The 21449-nt window shown below is 45.9% G+C and carries 19 protein-coding genes and 1 other annotated feature; of the genes, 17 read left to right on the top strand and 2 right to left on the bottom strand.

Annotation, left to right across the window (positions count from 1 at the left end; all coding sequences use genetic code 11):
• The first annotated feature begins 50 nt into the window (after positions 1–50).
• From bslm_RS16710 to bslm_RS16670, 9 genes are all read left to right on the top strand, one after another.
• Complete coding sequence (locus tag bslm_RS16710; RefSeq protein WP_072692770.1) at positions 51–956, top strand: ABC transporter ATP-binding protein; 906 nt, start codon at positions 51–53, stop codon at positions 954–956.
• Positions 957–1694: an ABC transporter permease gene (locus tag bslm_RS16705; RefSeq protein WP_003228297.1), complete on the top strand. Its 738-nt coding sequence runs from the start codon at positions 957–959 to the stop codon at positions 1692–1694.
• A 3-nt stretch (positions 1695–1697) separates the two neighbouring features.
• On the top strand, positions 1698–2813 hold the full coding sequence (gene yvfT, locus bslm_RS16700; RefSeq protein ID WP_038429658.1) for a two-component system sensor histidine kinase YvfT: 1116 nt from the start codon (positions 1698–1700) through the stop codon (positions 2811–2813).
• 16 nt (positions 2814–2829) lie between these two features.
• Positions 2830–3432: a two-component system response regulator YvfU gene (yvfU, locus tag bslm_RS16695; RefSeq protein ID WP_015251201.1), complete on the top strand. Its 603-nt coding sequence runs from the start codon at positions 2830–2832 to the stop codon at positions 3430–3432.
• 173 nt (positions 3433–3605) lie between these two features.
• On the top strand, positions 3606–4322 hold the full coding sequence (lutA, locus tag bslm_RS16690; protein WP_024573483.1) for a lactate utilization iron-sulfur protein LutA: 717 nt from the start codon (positions 3606–3608) through the stop codon (positions 4320–4322).
• Between the two features lie 26 nt (positions 4323–4348).
• On the top strand, positions 4349–5788 hold the full coding sequence (gene lutB / locus bslm_RS16685; RefSeq protein WP_014480926.1) for a lactate utilization iron-sulfur protein LutB: 1440 nt from the start codon (positions 4349–4351) through the stop codon (positions 5786–5788).
• On the top strand, positions 5788–6510 hold the full coding sequence (lutC, locus tag bslm_RS16680) for a lactate utilization protein LutC (RefSeq protein ID WP_038429656.1): 723 nt from the start codon (positions 5788–5790) through the stop codon (positions 6508–6510). The genes lutB and lutC overlap by 1 nt, the downstream gene beginning before the upstream one ends.
• 107 nt (positions 6511–6617) lie before the next feature.
• Positions 6618–7652 (top strand): glycosyl hydrolase family 18 protein, encoded by a 1035-nt coding sequence (locus bslm_RS16675; RefSeq protein ID WP_046381346.1) that lies wholly within the window; start codon positions 6618–6620, stop codon positions 7650–7652.
• Positions 7653–7749: 97 nt separating this feature from the next.
• Positions 7750–7985: a binding site (T-box leader), on the top strand.
• A gap of 68 nt (positions 7986–8053) precedes the next feature.
• Entirely contained in the window at positions 8054–9397 is a 1344-nt protein-coding gene (locus bslm_RS16670; protein ID WP_003228313.1) for an amino acid permease, read from the top strand.
• Positions 9398–9437: 40 nt separating this feature from the next.
• Here bslm_RS16670 and bslm_RS16665 read toward each other — a convergent pair whose 3' ends face one another.
• The gene (locus tag bslm_RS16665; RefSeq protein WP_003228315.1) at positions 9438–10355 is read right to left on the bottom strand and encodes a DMT family transporter; all 918 of its coding nucleotides are present in this window, start codon (positions 10353–10355) and stop codon (positions 9438–9440) included.
• A gap of 99 nt (positions 10356–10454) precedes the next feature.
• Between bslm_RS16665 and bslm_RS16660 the strand changes: the two genes are divergently transcribed.
• Both bslm_RS16660 and bslm_RS16655 read left to right on the top strand, forming a co-directional pair.
• Complete coding sequence (locus bslm_RS16660; RefSeq protein ID WP_038429652.1) at positions 10455–11333, top strand: LysR family transcriptional regulator; 879 nt, start codon at positions 10455–10457, stop codon at positions 11331–11333.
• Positions 11334–11489: 156 nt separating this feature from the next.
• Positions 11490–12500: an LLM class flavin-dependent oxidoreductase gene (locus bslm_RS16655; protein WP_003228318.1), complete on the top strand. Its 1011-nt coding sequence runs from the start codon at positions 11490–11492 to the stop codon at positions 12498–12500.
• A 48-nt stretch (positions 12501–12548) separates the two neighbouring features.
• Here the strand turns inward: bslm_RS16655 and araR are convergent, their stop codons facing one another.
• Entirely contained in the window at positions 12549–13637 is a 1089-nt protein-coding gene (gene araR / locus bslm_RS16650) for an arabinose utilization transcriptional regulator AraR (RefSeq protein ID WP_003243070.1), read from the bottom strand.
• A 203-nt stretch (positions 13638–13840) separates the two neighbouring features.
• Between araR and araE the strand changes: the two genes are divergently transcribed.
• The 6 genes from araE (at position 13841) to gpmI (ending at position 21430) form a co-directional block, all read left to right on the top strand.
• Positions 13841–15235 (top strand): arabinose-proton symporter AraE, encoded by a 1395-nt coding sequence (araE, locus tag bslm_RS16645; RefSeq protein ID WP_003243899.1) that lies wholly within the window; start codon positions 13841–13843, stop codon positions 15233–15235.
• A 297-nt stretch (positions 15236–15532) separates the two neighbouring features.
• On the top strand, positions 15533–16555 hold the full coding sequence (gene cggR / locus bslm_RS16640) for a gapA transcriptional regulator CggR (protein WP_009968188.1): 1023 nt from the start codon (positions 15533–15535) through the stop codon (positions 16553–16555).
• A gap of 46 nt (positions 16556–16601) precedes the next feature.
• A complete protein-coding gene (gene gap / locus bslm_RS16635; RefSeq protein WP_003219957.1) occupies positions 16602–17609 on the top strand; it encodes a type I glyceraldehyde-3-phosphate dehydrogenase in 1008 nt (335 codons plus the stop codon).
• Positions 17610–17925: 316 nt separating this feature from the next.
• The gene (locus bslm_RS16630; RefSeq protein ID WP_003243051.1) at positions 17926–19110 is read left to right on the top strand and encodes a phosphoglycerate kinase; all 1185 of its coding nucleotides are present in this window, start codon (positions 17926–17928) and stop codon (positions 19108–19110) included.
• A gap of 30 nt (positions 19111–19140) precedes the next feature.
• On the top strand, positions 19141–19902 hold the full coding sequence (gene tpiA, locus bslm_RS16625) for a triose-phosphate isomerase (RefSeq protein WP_003243394.1): 762 nt from the start codon (positions 19141–19143) through the stop codon (positions 19900–19902).
• On the top strand, positions 19895–21430 hold the full coding sequence (gene gpmI, locus bslm_RS16620; RefSeq protein ID WP_014480918.1) for a 2,3-bisphosphoglycerate-independent phosphoglycerate mutase: 1536 nt from the start codon (positions 19895–19897) through the stop codon (positions 21428–21430). The genes tpiA and gpmI overlap by 8 nt, the downstream gene beginning before the upstream one ends.
• Positions 21431–21449: the final 19 nt, after the last annotated feature.

Genomic DNA, 21449 nt, shown 5'->3' with positions numbered 1-21449 from the left:
CGTCTTCTCCGTCATTTTACAATCAATGTAAACGATCAGGAGGTGCTCATGTGATGAAAGAAGCAGTAACAGTAAGCAACGTGACAAAACATTTCCAGCGAAAAACCGCTGTAAACCACATCAGCTTCAGTATTGAAAAAGGAGAAATTGCAGCCATTCTCGGGCCAAATGGGGCAGGGAAGACGACCGTCGTCTCGATGATATTAGGATTGCTGAAACCGAGTGAGGGAGAAATCAAACTATTTAACCGGGTTCCCGATGATCAACAGGTTCGTGAAAAAATAGGTGTAATGCTTCAGGAAGTAAGTGTCATGCCGGGCCTTAAGGTGGATGAAATCCTTGAACTCTTCCGGAGCTATTATCCGAATCCATTGTCCATGAAAGAACTCGTTTCGTTAACAGCACTCACCAAAGAAGATTTGAAAACAAGAGCAGAAAAATTATCCGGCGGACAAAAACGCCGTTTGAGCTTTGCTTTGGCTCTTGCCGGGAACCCGGAGCTGCTTATACTTGATGAACCGACAGTCGGCATGGACACTTCATCAAGACACCGATTCTGGCAGACCATTCACGGACTGTCGGACCAAGGAAAAACGATTATTTTTTCAACTCATTATTTACAGGAAGCAGATGATGCCGCACAGCGAATCCTATTTTTTACTGAAGGACAGCTTGTTGCAGACGGCTCACCAATGCAAATCCGCTCAAGAATTCAAAAACAGTCTGTTTCCTTTACGCTTCATTCAAGTGAATCATTGGAAAGGCTGTCTTGTCACCCGGAAGTCGAGAGAGTGATCCACGAGCATGAGAGAACCATCATCCAGACATCAAATACAGACAAAGTGTTGGCGCTGATCTTTCAAGAAAACATACATGCACGGGATATTCGAATTGAGCAAGCAACGCTCGATGAGGCATTTCGCCAGCTGGCTGACGGCAACAGGGAGGCGATGTGAGTGAACGTGCTGCAAAAGCAAAGCATCGCTGAAATGAAAAGGGTGCTTAGGAACAAGTACTTTGTGCTTTGGTCTCTGATCATGCCGATTGCCTTTTATTATTTCTTTACAAATGTAGTGAATACCAACGTCCCTGATCAACGTGCATGGGAAGCCCATTACCTGATGTCGATGACAGTCTTCAGCGTGATGGGTTCCTCTATCATGACGCTTGGCATCCGAATGGTACAAGAACGGTCACAAGGCTGGGCCGCCTTTATCCGCCTTACGCCTCTTCCGGATCATATCTATTTATCAGCTCAGATGATCGGCCAAAGTGTCATTCACGTTTTATCAATTACCGTCATATTTCTGTTCGGCGCAATCATCAATGATATTGCCTTGTCACCGTTTGAATGGATGATGAGCGGACTGTGGATTTTGTTTGGCGCATTGCCTTTTTTAGCATTAGGCACACTAATCGGCCTCATGAGAAAAGTAGAAACAGCGGCCGGAATCAGTAATGTGCTTTATATGCTGCTGGCTTTAGGCGGAGGGATGTGGATGCCGTTTGAGGTCATGCCTGACATGATGCAGAGCATTGGCCAGTGGCTTCCGTCTTATCATTTCGGGAGCGGAGCGTGGGAACTTGTCCGGGGTGGGAGTCCGACTTGGAAAAATATTCTGATATTAATCGCTTATATGATGCTCTTCATGCTACTATCTAAATATATAAGAAGAAAACAAGAAGCGGTGTAATACATGAAAAAGGCAATATCTATTTTCCCGAAGGAATTCGGGTTTTTCCCTTATATCTTTCTGGTGTATACGATTATGCCGTTCCTCTCTTTATTAAAAGAATCAGGGGTCAAACAGGGGATCGGATATGGTATGCTGCTCCTTTTTGTAGCGGCATATCGCCAGTTATTCTGCAGCGTGGGCAAAGCTTCGTTTACATATTGGCTTATCGTGCAAATGGCGGTTATTTTGATGTATAGTGTGTTTTACAATATCACCTATATATACTTAGGTTTTTTTCCGGCAAACTTTGTTGGTTATTACAAAGAGAAAACGAATTTTAACCGTGCGTTCTGCGCTTTAATCTTTATACTGCTTTTTCCATGCCTATACCAATTTATCGCGAATTCGGTCTCGCTTCGGGAGCTTTTTTCTGTTCTCCCGTTTCTCGTCATTATGCTCATTTCTCCATTCGGCATTCGTTCTATGTTTCGGAGGATTGAGCTTGAAAATAAGCTTGCACAAGCCAACGAACAGATAAAAGAACTCTCTAAAAGAGAGGAGCGTGTTCGAATCGCCCGTGATCTTCACGATACCCTTGGCCACACCCTGTCGCTGCTTACATTAAAAAGCCAGCTCATTCAGCGGCTGGCTGCATCTGATCCAGAACGGACCAAGCTTGAGGCAAAAGAAATGGAAACCAGCTCACGCTCCGCACTCAAGCAAGTTCGAGAGCTGGTTTCTGATATGAGGACGGTCACGATAACAGAGGAGCTCGTAAACATTCAGCACATATTAAGAGCGGGGAACATTACCTTTCAATACGAAGGAGCCGACGACTTTTCAGCGATATCTCCCGTCACTCAAAATATTATCAGTATGTGTATGCGGGAAGCCGTGACTAACATTATCAAGCACAGCAAAGCAACCCACTGTGCCATCACCATTTCTCAATTTGCTGACAAAATGAGGATCGTAATACGGGATGACGGAAAGGGAGCGCCGAAGGAGAAAATGTTTGGGAATGGCCTGTGGGGAATGGAAGAACGGCTCATGCTCATTGAAGGGGGATTAACGGTTTCAGATCATAACGGAACGGTTGTGGCACTGACGATTCCGCTTATTAAAAAAGCAGAATGATTGGAGGACGAAAAGAATGATTCGTCTGTTTATTGCTGAGGACCAGCGCATGCTTTTAGGCGCTTTGGGATCTTTGCTTGATTTAGAAGAGGATATGACAGTCATCGGACAAGCATTAAACGGGGAAGAGGCGCTACATGCTATTTTGAAGCTGGAGCCGGATGTATGCATTATGGACATTGAAATGCCGGTTCGAAGCGGGCTGGATGTGGCAGAGGAATTAATGAAAAAAGGCTGCGTCAGCAAGGTCATTATTTTAACCACCTTTGCTCGCCCCGGATATTTTGAACGCGCCGTAAAGGCCGGTGCACATGGCTATCTGCTGAAAGACGGCGAAATTGACGATCTGGCCGATGCCATTCGAAAATGTGTAAAGGGAAAACGTGTCTTCAGCCCTGAGTTGACGTTTAATATGATGCGAGACGAAAATCCGCTAACCGTTAGAGAGCAAGAAATTCTGAGGCTTGCGGCTTTAGGCAAGACAACAAAAGACATTACGCTGGAGCTCTATTTATCTCAAGGCACAGTTCGAAACTATATCTCAGAAATCATCCAAAAGCTTAATGCGAAAAATCGGACAGAAGCCGCCAGCATCGCTGAGGAAAAAGGCTGGATCTAACCATATACTGCACTCCTGGGAGATCGGGAGTGTTTTTATATGCCACAAATGAAAATATCCCTAGAAAACCCTTCCCTTCCATTGTCAGAATAGTGTACGATATTCATATAGTTATTTTAACTCAGGTCATCAGATGACCTGATCATATATTGGGGATGAGAGAGGGGTTCATCATGAAAGTCTCACTTTTTGTCACTTGTCTTGTTGATATGTTTCAAACAAATGTCGGAAAAGCAACGGTTGAGCTGCTGGAGCGGCTTGGGTGTGAGGTTGATTTTCCGGAAGGGCAGATTTGCTGCGGGCAGCCGGCTTACAACAGCGGCTATGTAAATGACGCCAAAAAAGCAATGAAACGGATGATCGAAACGTTTCAGGATTCCGAATATGTTGTCAGTCCTTCCGGTTCCTGCACAACGATGTTCCGGGAGTATCCGCACCTGTTTCAGGATGATCCGAAATGGGCCGATAAAGCGCAAAAGCTGGCGGATAAAACGTATGAATTGACAGATTTTATTGTGAACGTACTTGGAGTAGAGGATGTCGGCGCGACCCTTCATACAAAAGCGACCTTACATACGTCGTGCCATATGACAAGGCTGCTGGGTGTTCGGGAGGAGCCGATGAAGCTGTTGAGCCATGTGAAGGGCCTGCAGTTTACAGAGCTTCCGGGCAAACATAACTGCTGCGGATTCGGAGGAACGTTCTCCGTCAAGATGGCGCAGATTTCTGAGCAGATGGTCGATGAAAAAGTCGAATGTGTGGAGGAAACGGGAGCAGAGGTGCTGATCGGTGCTGACTGCGGCTGTTTGATGAATATCGGGGGACGGCTTGGCCGAAAAGATAAGAATGTCAAAGTGATGCACATCGCCGAAGTGCTCAACAGCAGATAAAACTGGATTCAGAGGGGGAAAGGATCATGGCGATGAAAATTGGTACTGACGCTTTTAAAGAGCGGGTATCACAGGGGATTGATAATGAATTTATGAGAGGCGCTGTTTCGGGTGCACAGGAGCGTCTGCGGACGCGGCGCCTAGAGGCAGCAGAAGAACTGGGAAACTGGGAGGAGTGGCGCTCATTATCAGAGGAAATCAGGCAGCATGTCCTTGAAAACCTTGATTTCTATCTCGGACAGCTTGCCGAAAATGTGGCGAAAAGAGGCGGACATGTCTATTTCGCGGAAACAGCGGAAGAGGCGTCTTCCTATATTCGGGATGTCATTCAAAAGAAGAACGGGAAGAAAATTGTGAAATCTAAATCAATGGTCACAGAGGAAATCAATCTGAATGAGGTGCTGGAGAAGGAAGGCTGTGAAGTCGTAGAAACCGATCTCGGGGAGTATATTTTGCAGATTGATGATCACGATCCGCCGTCACATATCGTAGCGCCCGCCCTTCATAAAAATAAAGAGCAGATACGCGATGTGTTTAAAGAAAGACTGGACTATCAACATACAGAAAAACCGGAAGAGCTGGTGATGCATGCGCGCGCCATTCTCCGGAAAAAGTTTCTGGAAGCGGATATCGGCATTACCGGTTGTAACTTCGCCATCGCTGACACGGGTTCCGTCAGCCTTGTGACCAATGAAGGAAATGGACGGCTTGTGAGCACCTTGCCGAAAACACAAATTACCGTCATGGGAATGGAGCGGATTGTCCCGTCATTTTCTGAATTTGAAGTGCTAGTCAGCATGCTGACAAGAAGTGCTGTCGGACAGCGGCTGACAAGCTATATTACAGCTTTGACGGGTCCGAAGCTGGAAGGTGAAGTGGACGGTCCGGAAGAATTCCATCTTGTCATCGTTGACAATGGACGATCCAATATCCTTGGAACGGAATTCCAGTCTGTGCTGCAATGTATCCGCTGTGCCGCCTGTATCAATGTCTGTCCTGTGTACCGCCATGTCGGCGGACATTCATACGGCTCAATCTACTCGGGGCCGATCGGAGCGGTTTTATCGCCGTTGCTCGGCGGTTATGACGATTATAAGGAGCTGCCGTACGCATCTTCACTGTGCGCTGCTTGTTCAGAAGCCTGCCCGGTCAAAATCCCGCTTCATGAGCTGCTACTCAAGCATCGTCAGAATATCGTCGAAAAAGAAGGCAGGGCGCCGATCAGTGAAAAGCTTGCAATGAAAGCATTCGGACTTGGCGCATCCTCCTTATCGCTTTACAAAATGGGCTCAAAATGGGCGCCGGCCGCCATGACGCCTTTTACAGAGGACGAAAAAATTTCGAAGGGGCCCGGCCCGCTTAAAAATTGGACCCAGATCCGCGACTTCCCGGCACCGCATAAATCGAGATTCAGAGACTGGTTTGCGGACAGAGAAACAAGTGAACGCACGAAGGAGGAGCAGTGATGACGAAGGGAACCATTCAGAATCAAGAGAGCTTTTTAAACCGAATCGTATCCAGCCTGGGCCGTGAACGAAGAACAGGAGGCGTGGCAGTCCCTGAATGGGCGCATCAGCCGCAATATAAAACACTTGAAGGTTATTCAGCGGATGACTTAGTCACAGTGCTCAAAAACCATTGTGTCAAAATCCATACAGAGCTGATTGAAACGGATTCAACCGGCCTTTACGATGCCCTGCGCGAGCAAGTCAGCCGCTTTTCCGGAGGCCCTGTCATCATTCCGAAGGATCCCCGCTTTGAAGAATACGGACTGAAAAGCCTGCTCACCAAGGAATGGCCGAGTGAAGGAACGCCGGTCTGGGAGTGGGATGCTGACAAAGGCGAGGAAAATATCAAAAAAGCGGAGCAAGCCAATGTAGGGATTACATTCAGCGAAATTACATTGGCTGAGTCGGGGACGGTTGTCCTCTTCTCCTCAAAAGACATCGGCCGATCTGTCAGCCTTCTGCCGACGACTTATATTGCGATCGTGCCGAAATCAAGCATTGTACCGAGAATGACACAAGCCAGTGATATCATCCGCCAAAACATTGCGAACGGTGACACTGTTCCTTCATGTATCAACTACATTACCGGACCGAGCAACTCAGCAGACATTGAAATGGATTTAGTTGTGGGAGTGCACGGACCTGTAAAGGCAGCATATATTCTCGTCTCTGACCGCTGAACTCAGGAAGCCCGGCAGGCATATGCCGGGCTTTTTGCTTGAAAAAACTTCAACTTCCAATTTTTTGGCCGATGAGAAGAGTATGACTTGATACAGGAGGAAATGCGATGAAAAAATGGCTGATCATAGCGGTTTCACTGGCGATTGCGATTGTTCTGTTTATGTATACAAAAGGAGAAGCGAAGGCAGCCGGAATGACACTAGGCTACACGACTGGGGATACGGCTTCATACAATTCTCTTACGAAATATCATACATACATGAATGCCATCGCAACCGATACATTTGCGTTTGAAAAAAACGGACGAATCATTGGCGATGCCCCAAGCAAGCAGCTGACATATGCGAAAAAGAAAAAAATCAAGACATGGGCTGTCATTTCAAACTATAATGATGCCATTTATGATTTTGACGGAGATTTAGCGAGTCGAGTCATGAGTAATAAAACAGCGAAAAAACGATTCACAGATCAGTTAATTACACTGGCCAAAAAGCACTCATATTACGGAATTAATATCGATTTTGAAGCAGTAAATCCAGAAGACCGCGCTGCATACTCGAACTTCATTCAATATGTATCACAGGCTTTGAACAAGAAACATATTAAAACAATGGTATCCGTTCCGGCCAAAAGCGCCGATGATAAAAATGATGACTGGAGCTGGCCGTATGATTATGCGAAAATCGGCAAATATGCAGACTTCGTACAAGTCATGACCTACGACGAACATGGCATTTGGGGTGAGCCGGGGTCAGTGGCAAGCACAAACTGGATCAAAAGCTCTCTGCAGTTTTCAGTCAAAAAGATCAAAGCCAATAAAGTCATCATGGGAATCCCTGCGTACGGCTATGACTGGGATGTAAAAGACGGAAGTACCAGCACAATAAGGGAATGGAATGAGCTCAAATCCCTCATCAAAAAACAAAAAGCAAAGCCGGCATTCAACAAAAAATCAGGCTCGATGACATTTTCTTATGTTGACAAAAAGAAGCATAAACATGTCGTGTGGTATGAAAACGAAAAAACCGTTCAAACGAAAAGCCATCTGGCAAAGCAATATAAAATAGCAGGTGTTTCAGTTTACGCATTAGGAAACGAGTCAGAATCCTTTTGGAAAGCCATTCGAAAAGGGACAAAATAACAGTTTCTTTTTTCTCTGAAGTTATTGACAGTTAAATGAGAAGCACGTATATTATGTTAATATATTCAGATCATAAAATTTGAGTTTTTCAGAAAACTAAAACACATAGATTGGGAGCAGTAAAAGAAAGTGGTCAGAACAGAGAGCTGCGGGGTGGTGCGACGCAGCCTGATTCTTCTTTGAACTCGCCCGGGAGTGGTAAGACGGAACGGAATAGATTGAATATTCCCTATGTTTTAACGGCTAACCTTCGTTACAGGTCAAAAGCAGGATTCTTCATGAAGAATCAACAAGAGTGGTACCGCGGTCAGCCGAAGGCTCGTCGTCTCTTTATCTATTAGATTAGGTAGGAGACGGCGGGCTTTTTTGTTTTTGAAAACGAGAAGGAGAGGTAGAAGAGGATGAAAAACGACAATCAAACGTTAAAACGCACGATGACGTCCCGCCATATTATGATGATGGCGCTGGGCGGAGCAATCGGCGCAGGTTTATTTAAGGGGAGCAGCTCAGCGATCGATGTGGCAGGGCCATCTGTCATTATCGCATATCTGCTCGGCGGGATTATTTTGCTGTTTATTATGCAGGGGCTGGCGGAAATGGCTGTTCGAAACCGTAACGCCAGAACCTTCCGTGATCTTGTCCAGCAGGTATTGGGAAATTACGCCGCTTACTTTTTGGACTGGATCTACTGGAAAATGTGGGTGCTTAACATTGCGGCTGAAGCTGTTGTAGCTGCGATTTTCATTCAATATTGGCTGCCGGGCTGCCCGATCTGGGTATTGGCATTAGGAATTTCTCTTATCGTCACGATTGTAAACTTGCTTTCTGTTAAAATCTTCGCCGAAACTGAATATTGGCTGGCAATGATCAAGATTACCGTTATTATTATCTTTATTATTCTGGGATTGCTGCTCTTATTTGTATCATTCGGTGATCATACAGCATCCGGATTTTCCAACCTGACAGACCACGGCGGATTTTTCCCGCACGGCGGCACAGGGCTGATCACGGCGATGCTTGTCGTCATCTACTCTTACGGCGGTACAGAAATTATCGGTGTAACGCTTGCAGAGACAAAAAATCCGGAAAAGGTTGTCCCGAAAGCTGTCCGCAGCACACTGACACGGATTGTCGCGTTTTACCTGCTGCCGTTTTTCATCATCGTCAGCCTGATTCCATGGAACCAAGTCAATTCCGTTCCGGAAAGTCCTTTCGTGATGGTCTTTAAAATGGTAGGCATTCCGGGCGCGGATCATATCATGAATGCAGTCATCCTGCTGGCGATCATTTCTTCTATGAATTCAGGTTTATACGGATCATCACGCATTTTGTATACACAGGCAAGTGACGGAAGGCTTCCAAAGGTCTTCTCGAAGCTTTCATCGAAAAACGTACCGATGTTTGCGATTCTGATGTGCACTTCTTCTCTCTATATTGGCGTATTGATTTCTCTGTTCGCAGGAAGCCAAACATTTAATTATTTAATGGGATCATTGGGATATACCGTTTTATTCATTTGGCTGATCATCGGATTCGCTCATTTAAAATCGAGAAAACAGCAAACGGAAACACCGGCCTATTATGTAAAATGGTTCCCGTACACGACATGGTTTGCGATTGTGGCATTACTCGCCATTCTGATCGGGGTCATCATGACAACATCAATTGTCATTACCGGCATTACTGCGGCGATCTACCTTTTGATTACAGTTGCATATTTGGTCAAAGGACGCAAGCATCAGTAAATAAGAAACCCTCTTGCCGCATCCGGCAAGAGGGTTTTTATTATTGTGCAGCTTTCTCGTTTATACCAATCGCCGCAGCTTTCTGCGCTTTTGATTTTGTATTCACGAGACAGATGCTCGTGACAATCAGCAGCAGCCCTGCCAAGAGGCTAAGGGTGAGCGGTTCATGCAGGAAAATGGAGCTGGCCACGATTGATATGAGCGGAATCAAAAAAGTATAAGATGCGACCTTGCTTGCTTCGCCTGAACCGACAAGCGTAAAAAAGACAAGCCAGCCGAGCGCGATAACGAATACGGAGATGAACAGCAGGCTCGTGATAAACGGAGCTGTCCATTGGATCGCCGAAAAACTTTCTGTCCAAAAGCCGGATATAAGCAGAAACACGCTTCCGATCGTCAGCTGCAGAGCGACCATCCAGATGGAATCGACGCGGCTGCCTGTTTTTTTCATATATACCGTCCCGAGCGCCCAGCTGACTGCGGAGCCGAGAGCCAGCAGAACCCCAATGACAGAAATATGCCCGCCAAAGCCCGCAGCACTAATGACGGCTACTCCCGCAAAACCGAGGATGAGTCCGATCACTTTCATTACAAACATGGATTCGCCGAGCCACAGCCAAGAAAATACACCCATCAGAACAGGCTGGAAGAAGACGATTGCAGAAAACAGGCCGGCCGGAAGATAATTTAGCCCGATCGTTTGCAGGCCGTAGAATAACGTAATATTTAAAAGAGCAGAAACAAGATAAATCGGCCACGTTTCTTTTAAGCGTAATTTATGAATACGCGGCAGTGCGACAATGACTAATAAAAGCCCGCCGATCAGCGTTCGGATGCCCGCGAACAATAATGGCGGAGAATAGGCGAGCGCGGCTTTGGACAGCGGCCAATTGACGCCCCACATGATGACGAGAAATGCGAGCAGGAGAGCTGTCCGCGTTTTTGAGAGCTGCTTCATTGTTCATTCACTCCTTGTAGAACTTTTCCATCATATGATACGGTAGAACATAAGATAAATAAAATGAATCTTTTTTATAAGGAGCATAAGTAAATTGTTATGACCATTACACAATTAAAGGTTTTTGTGAAAATAGCTGAAACGGGAAGCTTTACAAAAGCGGGTCAGGCGCTGAACATGACACAGCCGGCTGTCAGCCATGCGATTTCTGCGATCGAAGCTGAGCTTGATGTAAAGCTGATCATTCGTGACCGCCGCAATGGCCTGATGCTGACGGATACGGGAAAACAGATCTTAGTACACATTAGAGAAGTCTTAAAAGGCATTGAAAAAGTTGAGCAGGTAGCAGCAGCAGAAAAAGGGCTTGAACTGGGAACGATCCATATCGGCACATTCTCAACTGCCTCGGCTTATTTTATGCCGAAGCTGATCAGTGCATTTAAACAAAAATATCCGAAACTTGAGCTCGTGCTGCACGAGGGAACTGTAAATGAAGTCAAGGAGTGGCTTCATACGCGGATGATAGATGTCGGGATTCTTCTGTATCCAACAGAGGAGATGGAGTACATTCATTTGAAAAAAGACAAAATGGCTGTCGTGCTCAGGGACGATCACCCGCTTGCCAGTCATTCGGCCATTACGCTGAAAGATCTTGACCATGAACCGATGATCGTCTGTGACGGAGGCTATGAATCACCATTTGTCGATATGTTCAGGCAGGCGGGCGCTACGCTGCACCCAGCTTTCACGGTCTATAACATCAACACCTCGATCAGTATGATCAGAGAAGGACTGGGCCTGGCCATTTTATCAGAAATGTCCATGTCGGGGATGCCGCTGCCGGAGCATGTGGTGACCCGGGAATTGGACCCGCAGGTATACCGTGATGTGCAGCTTGCTGTTCCGTCGCTAAAGGAGGCTTCTCTGGCGGCTAAGCTCTTTATTGAGATGGCTAAGGAGTTGTTTGGAGCAGAATAATGTTCCAAACCGTTCGTTTTATATTGTTCGAATTTCATCGAATCAAATTCTTTTATTCCTGAATGCAGTTGTGTTATGGTGTGATAGAAGTTCTTTCAATCATGACCTGACAGCTTTGGGCTGTTTACTGATAACACATTTGCAAAGGAGAACAATATGTCTAACAACCAACGCAAAGATACCTTGCTTTCTGTCTTGAATTTATCTCCGGTTGTTCAGGGAGGAACGATTGCAGAATCATTCCGAAACAGTATGGACTTGGCGCGCCGGGCAGAGGAATGGGGCTATCACCGTTACTGGCTTGCTGAACATCATAATATAGAAGGTGTTGCAAGCTCTGCCACCGCAGTTTTGATTGGCCATATTGCCGGAGGCACGAAGAAAATCCGCGTCGGTTCCGGCGGCATTATGCTCCCGAACCACTCTTCATTAGTCATTGCTGAACAATTCGGCACACTGGAAACACTGTATCCCGGGCGGATTGATCTGGGGCTTGGACGTGCGCCGGGAACAGACCAGTTGACAGCCAGAGCACTCCGCAGAAACATCAACAGCGGGGAGGATTTTCCAGAACAATTAGAGGAACTGCGCAATTATTTTAAACCGTCAGGAAATGTGCGCAATCAAGTTCGCGCCATTCCCGGAGAGGGCATAGATGTGCCGATTTGGCTGCTGGGCTCAAGCGGCTTCAGCGCCCGTCTGGCAGGTGAATTAGGTCTTCCGTTTGCCTTTGCCGCTCATTTCTCACCGGCGAATACGGTTCCCGCTTTGGAGCTGTACCGCAATTCCTTCACGCCGTCAGACGTGCTCGACGAACCGTATGCGATGGTCGGTGTCACCATTATCGCGGCAGATACAAACGAGAAAGCGCAGCACCTTGCGACTTCGCATTATCAAAGGTTTCTTGATCTTGTCCGCGGTACGCCGAACCAGCTTAAACCGCCTGTTGAGGATATGGACCAAATCTGGAGCCCGTATGAAAAAGCGATGGTCAATGAGCAGCTGAGCTCCACGATTGTCGGAGGTCCGGAAGAAGTGAAGGCGAAGCTTGAAGATTTCGTCAAAACGACACAGGCTGACGAAATTATGGTTAACTCAGAAACCTTTGAACACGCAGACAGAATGCGTTCGTTTGAAATCATCGCTGACGTTTGGAAAAACAGATAACAGCTATAAAAAAAGCAATGTAGCGGGGAGACCCATACATTGCTTTTTTTATTCATTCAGTTTTCGTGCGGACTGGCGAATGATCAACTCAGGCTCAAATATGACATCCTCTTGCTTCGGCTTTTTATGCTCTAAGCAGTCAATGACATATTTGGCGGCTGCTTTTCCAAGCACTGATTTCGGATGTTTGACAGAGGTTAGTTTCACTTCTGAGATTTGGGCGAAATGTGAATCATCATACCCGACGATAGACATATCTTCCGGCACTTTAAGATCCATCTCCCTCAGCATATCAATCACCTTCAGCGCAATTTCATCGTTATAACAAAGAATGGCTGTCGGCATGTGCTTGCTGTTTTTCTCCAGTGTGGCTTTTACTTTCTCCAGAAGTTTTGATTCTTTTTCTTCCGTTGTAAATGTCACGATCATATCCGGAGAAGGAAACAACTCACGCTCCCGGTGCGCCTGTATAAATCCGTTCATCCGTTTCACGCCTTGTGTGTCATCAGCTTTAAAAATACCCATCATATGCGTGTGGCCGAGAGAAAGCAAATGCTCCGCCGCCATCATCCCGCCTTTCACATCATCCAAGGTAAAACTTGGCGCGGCAAGCTCGGCATATGACGCGTTAATCATCGCAAAAGGAATGCCGTTTTTCTCCAAGTTCAGATAATAGCCGATGTTTGGGGTTTGAAGGGCGCTTTTTGTCGGTTCTACGATGAGTCCGTCAATATGCTGGGACAGCAGGTTTTCTAAGCCTCTTCTTTCGTTGTCCGGGTTGTTGTTCGTGCTTGTCAAAAGCATAGAATACCCCTGCTCGCTTAAATAGGACTCGATTCCTCTGATGATGCTCGGGAAAATATAGTCTGATATGTAGGTTGTCAAAACACCGATCGTTTTATTGGAATGCAGCGCTGACTTAGCAGAGCGTGAAGCGACAAAGGTGCCTCCGCCTTGCACGCTGTACAGCAGACCTTGTGATACGAGGTCTCCGATCGCTTTGCGGATGGTATGCCGGCTGACGCCGAATTGCTGCATTAATTCGTTTTCGGTAGGGATTTTTTGATCGGGCAGTATTTTGCCTTGATTAATCCAAGAACTGATTTCTTCTTTTACTTGCGCGTATTTTGGTAACATATCCATTCCTCCAAAATGTATACGGACAAATTCCAGTATATCACAGCGTTCTTTGTAAGAAAACATTGACAGAAAATGCAAACAAGATTATTCTATATTTGTACGTACTAATTAAATGTAATTTTCGTTAAATTTTAATATAAGTACGTACAATTAAAAAGTATAATGTAAACGCTTTACTCAACATTCGGGAGGGCAGGGAAATGAAGAATACTCCAACTCAATTAGAACCAAATGTTCCTGTAACACGAAGCCATTCAATGGGATTTGTCATTTTGATCTCATGTGCGGCGGGGCTTGGCGGCTTATTGTATGGCTATGACACGGCAGTGATTTCTGGCGCCATCGGTTTTCTGAAAGATTTATACAGCCTGAGTCCGTTTATGGAGGGACTTGTCATTTCAAGCATTATGATTGGAGGAGTTGTGGGCGTCGGGATATCCGGATTTTTAAGTGACAGATTCGGCCGGAGAAAAATTTTAATGACAGCCGCTTTGTTATTTGCGATATCAGCAATCGTTTCAGCGCTTTCTCAAGACGTGTCCACCTTAATCATTGCAAGGATTATCGGGGGGCTGGGAATCGGGATGGGCTCATCGCTCTCTGTTACGTATATTACAGAAGCGGCACCGCCCGCCATACGCGGAAGTTTATCTTCCTTATATCAGCTCTTTACGATACTGGGGATTTCCGCAACATACTTTATTAATCTAGCTGTGCAGCGGTCCGGAACATACGAATGGGGTGTGCACACCGGCTGGAGATGGATGCTTGCTTATGGAATGGTGCCGTCCGTCATTTTTTTCCTTGTCCTGCTCGTCGTCCCGGAAAGTCCGAGATGGCTGGCGAAAGCGGGCAAAACAAATGAAGCTTTAAAGATACTGACACGTATTAATGGAGAAACTGTTGCAAAAGAAGAATTAAAGAACATTGAGAACTCTTTAAAAATAGAACAAATGGGGTCGCTCTCCCAGCTGTTTAAGCCGGGGCTCAGAAAGGCGCTTGTCATTGGAATCCTGCTGGCGCTGTTTAACCAAGTCATCGGCATGAACGCGATTACTTACTACGGGCCGGAAATCTTTAAAATGATGGGATTCGGGCAAAACGCCGGATTTGTGACGACTTGTATCGTCGGGGTTGTAGAAGTTATTTTTACCGTTATTGCGGTGTTGCTGATTGATAAAGTCGGACGAAAAAAACTGATGTCCATCGGTTCTGCTTTTATGGCTATTTTTATGATTTTAATCGGGACGTCGTTTTATTTTGAGTTAACAAGCGGGATCATGATGATCGTCCTTATATTAGGTTTTGTCGCTGCTTTCTGTGTCTCGGTCGGACCGATCACATGGATTATGATTTCTGAAATCTTCCCGAACCATCTGCGTGCGCGGGCCGCGGGCATTGCGACCATCTTTTTATGGGGAGCAAACTGGGCGATCGGACAGTTTGTGCCAATGATGATTGATTCTTTCGGGCTCGCCTATACATTTTGGATCTTTGCGGTGATTAACATCCTTTGTTTCCTGTTTGTCGTTACGATCTGTCCGGAAACGAAGAACAAATCGCTAGAAGAAATTGAAAAGCTTTGGATAAAATGAAAACGCTTTAATGAAACAGCCCTTTCTACGGGAAGGGCTGTTTATATTGGGATGCACCATTTGGCGCTTTCTGTATAAGATAAAGATATATAGGATAAAATATTGCTGGATAAAACGACGCGGCATGAAAACTCTGCGAATATTGTCGATGAATTGGCTCTTAACAGTTGAATAAACAATTCCACCCTGTTAAAATAATTAAAGAAAGCAGAAATGATTTTTTTTGGCTATGACGGGACGTTTTTTGTCATAGCGGGACATATAATGTCCAGCAAAAAAGGAAGGAACGTTTGAGTCATGAACCAGTTAATACAAGCTCAAAAAAAATTATTGCCTGATCTTCTGCTCGTTATGCAAAAGAGGTTTGAAATCTTGCAGTATATCAGGCTGACAGAACCCATCGGGCGAAGAAGCCTGTCTGCCAGTCTCGGAATCAGCGAGCGTGTGCTGAGGGGCGAGGTTCAGTTTTTAAAGGAACAGAACCTGGTCGATATTAAGACAAACGGCATGACATTGACAGAAGAGGGCTATGAACTGCTTTCTGTTTTGGAAGATACGATGAAAGATGTTTTAGGTTTGACTCTTTTGGAAAAGACATTAAAAGAACGTTTAAATCTAAAGGATGCCATTATCGTATCCGGAGACAGCGATCAATCCCCATGGGTCAAAAAAGAAATGGGAAGAGCGGCTGTCGCATGTATGAAAAAAAGATTTTCAGGCAAAAATATCGTCGCTGTAACTGGCGGTACGACAATTGAAGCTGTCGCCGAAATGATGACGCCGGATTCTAAAAACCGCGAGCTTTTGTTTGTGCCTGCAAGAGGCGGTTTAGGCGAAGACGTGAAAAACCAGGCGAACACCATATGCGCGCATATGGCGGAGAAGGCTTCAGGCACTTACCGGCTTTTGTTTGTTCCGGGACAGCTGTCACAAGGCGCCTATTCATCTATTATTGAAGAGCCTTCTGTCAAAGAGGTGCTGAACACCATTAAATCAGCGAGTATGCTGGTTCACGGAATCGGCGAAGCTAAAACTATGGCTCAGCGCAGAAACACGCCTTTAGAAGACTTAAAGAAAATAGATGATAACGACGCGGTGACGGAAGCGTTCGGCTACTATTTTAACGCGGACGGCGAAGTGGTTCACAAAGTGCATTCTGTCGGAATGCAGCTGGATGACATAGATGCCATTCCCGATATTATTGCGGTAGCGGGCGGATCATCAAAAGCCGAGGCGATCGAGGCTTACTTTAAAAAGCCACGCAACACGGTTCTCGTCACAGACGAAGGAGCCGCAAAGAAGTTATTAAGGGATGAATAATCCCTCAATATAAATATCTCTCACTTATTTAAAGGAGGAAACAATCATGGCAGTAAAAGTCGGTATTAACGGTTTTGGTCGTATTGGACGTAACGTATTCCGCGCAGCATTAAACAATCCTGAAGTTGAGGTAGTAGCGGTTAACGATTTAACAGATGCTAACATGCTGGCTCACCTTTTACAATATGATTCTGTACACGGAAAATTAGACGCTGAAGTTTCAGTTGACGGTAACAACCTTGTTGTTAACGGCAAAACAATTGAAGTTTCTGCAGAACGCGATCCTGCTAAACTTAGCTGGGGCAAACAAGGCGTTGAAATCGTAGTTGAATCTACTGGTTTCTTCACAAAACGCGCAGACGCTGCGAAACACTTAGAAGCTGGCGCGAAAAAAGTAATCATCTCTGCTCCTGCTAACGAAGAAGATATCACAATCGTTATGGGTGTTAACGAAGATAAATACGATGCGGCTAACCACGATGTTATCTCTAACGCATCTTGCACAACAAACTGCCTTGCGCCGTTTGCAAAAGTACTTAACGATAAATTCGGCATCAAACGCGGTATGATGACAACTGTTCACTCTTACACAAACGATCAGCAAATCCTTGATCTTCCGCACAAAGACTACCGTCGTGCGCGTGCAGCAGCTGAAAACATCATCCCAACATCAACTGGTGCTGCTAAAGCAGTTTCTCTAGTTCTTCCTGAACTAAAAGGCAAACTGAACGGTGGAGCAATGCGTGTTCCAACTCCAAACGTTTCTCTAGTTGACTTGGTTGCTGAACTGAACCAAGAAGTAACAGCTGAAGAAGTAAACGCAGCTCTTAAAGAAGCGGCTGAAGGCGACCTTAAAGGAATCCTTGGCTACAGCGAAGAGCCATTAGTTTCTGGCGACTACAACGGAAACAAAAACTCTTCTACAATCGATGCTCTTTCTACAATGGTTATGGAAGGCAGCATGGTAAAAGTAATCTCTTGGTACGATAACGAAAGCGGCTACTCTAACCGCGTTGTTGACCTTGCAGCTTACATCGCAAAAAAAGGTCTTTAATTTATAGCTGAAAAAGGACCTGACTTGGTTCTTTCGAATAGAAGCGCTATAATGAAAGCGGACAAGGGAAGGGGACGGACTCCCTTTCCCTTTTTCCATGAAGACCGGCTTTCAGAAAACGCTCTGTGATAGAGAAACGACCGCGTTTTAAGCAGCTTTGCCGGCGCTTTCGCCTAAGGCCGCTGCCCTGGCTTTTAGACGAACTGCCCTGTGCCGAAAAAGACTGCGATCTGCCCTAGCGGAGTTATCGCTTGAACAGACGGTTTCACGTTTTTCGTGCTGTATGCAAACCATTTTGAAGGAGGATCTCCTAGGCATGAATAAAAAAACTCTCAAAGACATCGACGTAAAAGGCAAAGTTGTATTCTGCCGCGTTGACTTTAACGTTCCAATGAAAGACGGGGAAGTAACAGACGATACACGTATCCGTGCTGCGCTTCCAACAATCAAACACCTTGCAGACCAAGGCGCAAAAGTCCTTCTTGCGAGCCACTTAGGCCGCCCGAAAGGCGAAGTGGTTGAGGAGCTTCGTTTAACTCCTGTCGCTGCACGTCTCGGCGAACTGCTTGGCAAAGAAGTGAAAAAAGCGGATGAAGCATACGGCGATGCTGTAAAAGCACAAATTTCTGAGATGAAGGACGGAGACGTTCTTGTATTGGAAAACGTACGTTTCTATCCTGGTGAAGAGAAAAATGACCCTGAGCTTGCAAAAGCATTTGCTGAGCTTGCAGATGTATATGTAAATGACGCATTCGGTGCTGCCCACCGTGCTCACGCATCTACAGCTGGAATTGCCGAGCATCTGCCAGCAGTTGCAGGTTTCTTAATGGAAAAAGAGCTTGATGTACTTGGAAAAGCGGTTTCCAATCCTGACCGCCCGTTCACAGCGATCATCGGCGGAGCGAAAGTAAAAGACAAAATCGGTGTAATCGAAAGTCTTCTTGATAAAGTAGACAACCTGATCATCGGCGGAGGTCTTGCTTATACTTTCGTAAAAGCGCTTGGCTATGAAGTCGGGAAATCTCTTCTTGAAGAGGATAAAATCGAGCTTGCGAAATCATTTATGGACCGCGCTAAAGAAAAAGGCGTTAACTTCTACATGCCTGAAGATGTACTCGTTGCAGATGATTTCTCTAACGATGCAAACGTGAAAATTGTGCCGATCTCTGAAATCCCTAGTGATTTAGAAGCAATCGACATTGGTACGAAAACACGCGAAACGTATGCTGACGTCATCAAAAACAGCAAACTTGTCGTGTGGAACGGACCAATGGGCGTATTCGAAATCGACTTGTTCGCTCAAGGAACAAAAGCGGTTGCGGAAGCATTGGCAGAGGCGAAAGATACATACTCTGTCATCGGCGGAGGAGACTCTGCGGCAGCGGTTGAAAAATTCGGCCTTGCTGACAAAATGAGCCACATCTCAACAGGCGGCGGCGCATCCCTTGAGTTTATGGAAGGCAAAGAGCTTCCAGGGGTAGCTGCACTGAACGATAAATAATCTCAAAACTGCTATAAGGAAGTGGAACAGATGAGAAAACCAATTATCGCCGGTAACTGGAAAATGAACAAAACACTCGGCGAAGCTGTCAGCTTCGTTGAAGAAGTGAAATCTTCCATTCCAGCAGCAGACAAAGCTGAAGCTGTTGTTTGCGCGCCAGCGCTTTTCTTAGAAAAGCTTGCTTCTGCTGTGAAAGGCACTGACCTAAAAGTCGGCGCTCAAAACATGCACTTCGAAGAAAGCGGCGCGTTCACAGGCGAAATCAGCCCGGTTGCTCTGAAAGACCTTGGCGTTGACTACTGCGTCATCGGCCACTCTGAGCGCCGTGAAATGTTCGCTGAAACTGATGAAACAGTTAACAAAAAAGCACACGCAGCTTTCAAACACGGCATTGTGCCGATCATCTGTGTAGGTGAAACGCTTGAAGAGCGTGAAGCCGGCAAAACAAATGATCTTGTTGCTGACCAAGTGAAAAAAGGCCTTGCTGGTCTTTCTGAAGAACAAGTTGCTGCTTCTGTTATTGCGTATGAGCCAATCTGGGCAATCGGAACAGGCAAATCTTCTACAGCGAAAGATGCGAATGACGTGTGTGCGCATATCCGTAAAACCGTCGCTGAAAGCTTCAGCCAAGAAGCTGCAGACAAGCTTCGCATCCAATATGGCGGAAGCGTAAAGCCTGCAAACATTAAAGAATATATGGCAGAGTCCGATATTGACGGTGCTTTGGTCGGCGGCGCGAGCCTTGAGCCACAGTCATTCGTTCAATTATTGGAGGAAGGTCAATATGAGTAAAAAACCAGCTGCACTCATCATTCTTGATGGGTTCGGATTACGTAACGAAACAGTAGGGAACGCAGTCGCTTTAGCGAAAAAACCGAATTTTGACCGCTATTGGAACCAGTATCCTCATCAAACATTGACTGCTTCAGGCGAGGCTGTAGGTCTTCCTGAAGGGCAAATGGGGAACTCCGAAGTAGGTCACTTAAATATCGGTGCGGGACGTATTGTGTACCAAAGCTTAACACGCGTAAATGTTGCCATTCGCGAAGGAGAGTTCGAACGCAATCAAACATTCCTTGACGCGATCAGCAACGCGAAAGAAAACAACAAAGCCTTGCACCTGTTCGGTCTTTTATCTGACGGAGGCGTGCACAGCCATATCAATCATTTATTCGCACTGTTAAAGCTTGCGAAAAAAGAAGGGCTGACAGAGGTTTATATCCATGGCTTCCTTGACGGTCGTGATGTAGGTCCGCAGACAGCGAAAACGTACATCAACCAGTTGAACGATCAAATCAAGGAAATCGGTGTAGGTGAAATCGCCAGCATTTCCGGACGTTACTACTCTATGGACCGCGACAAACGCTGGGACCGTGTAGAAAAAGCGTACCGCGCAATGGCGTACGGCGAAGGCCCATCTTACCGCAGCGCCCTGGATGTTGTTGATGATTCATATGCAAATGGTATCTACGATGAATTCGTGATTCCATCTGTCATCACAAAAGAAAACGGTGAGCCTGTTGCGAAAATCCAAGACGGCGATTCTGTGATTTTCTATAATTTCAGACCGGACCGCGCCATCCAGATTTCCAACACGTTCACAAACAAAGACTTCCGTGACTTCGACCGCGGCGAGAATTATCCAAAGAACCTGTATTTCGTCTGCCTGACTCACTTCAGTGAAACAGTTGACGGCTATGTAGCGTTTAAACCGATAAATCTTGATAACACAGTCGGAGAAGTATTATCTCAGCACGGGTTAAAACAGCTTCGAATTGCAGAAACTGAAAAGTATCCGCACGTCACGTTCTTTATGAGCGGAGGCCGTGAAGCTGAATTCCCGGGTGAAGAGCGTATTCTCATCAACTCGCCTAAAGTTGCAACGTATGACTTGAAGCCTGAAATGAGTGCGTATGAAGTGAAAGACGCGCTTGTCAAAGAAATTGAAGCTGACAAGCATGACGCGATCATTCTTAACTTCGCAAACCCTGATATGGTCGGCCACTCCGGAATGGTTGAACCAACAATTAAAGCAATTGAAGCAGTGGACGAATGCTTGGGCGAAGTCGTTGACGCGATTCTTGCTAAAGGCGGACATGCCATCATTACCGCTGATCACGGTAATGCTGACATTCTGATTACAGAATCAGGCGAACCGCACACTGCGCATACAACAAACCCAGTCCCTGTGATTGTAACGAAAGAAGGCATTACGCTGCGTGAAGGCGGAATCCTAGGCGACCTTGCACCAACGTTATTAGACCTTCTTGGTGTTGAAAAACCGAAAGAAATGACAGGAACATCTTTAATTCAAAAATAATTTGAAAATCAAAAGGAGA

This window comes from Bacillus sp. LM 4-2, assembly GCF_000978495.1.
GTDB classification, from domain to species: Bacteria; Bacillota; Bacilli; order Bacillales; family Bacillaceae; genus Bacillus; species Bacillus subtilis.
The sequence above is the reverse complement of the archived record's forward strand: the minus strand, read 5'-3'. Positions and strand labels throughout refer to the sequence as shown.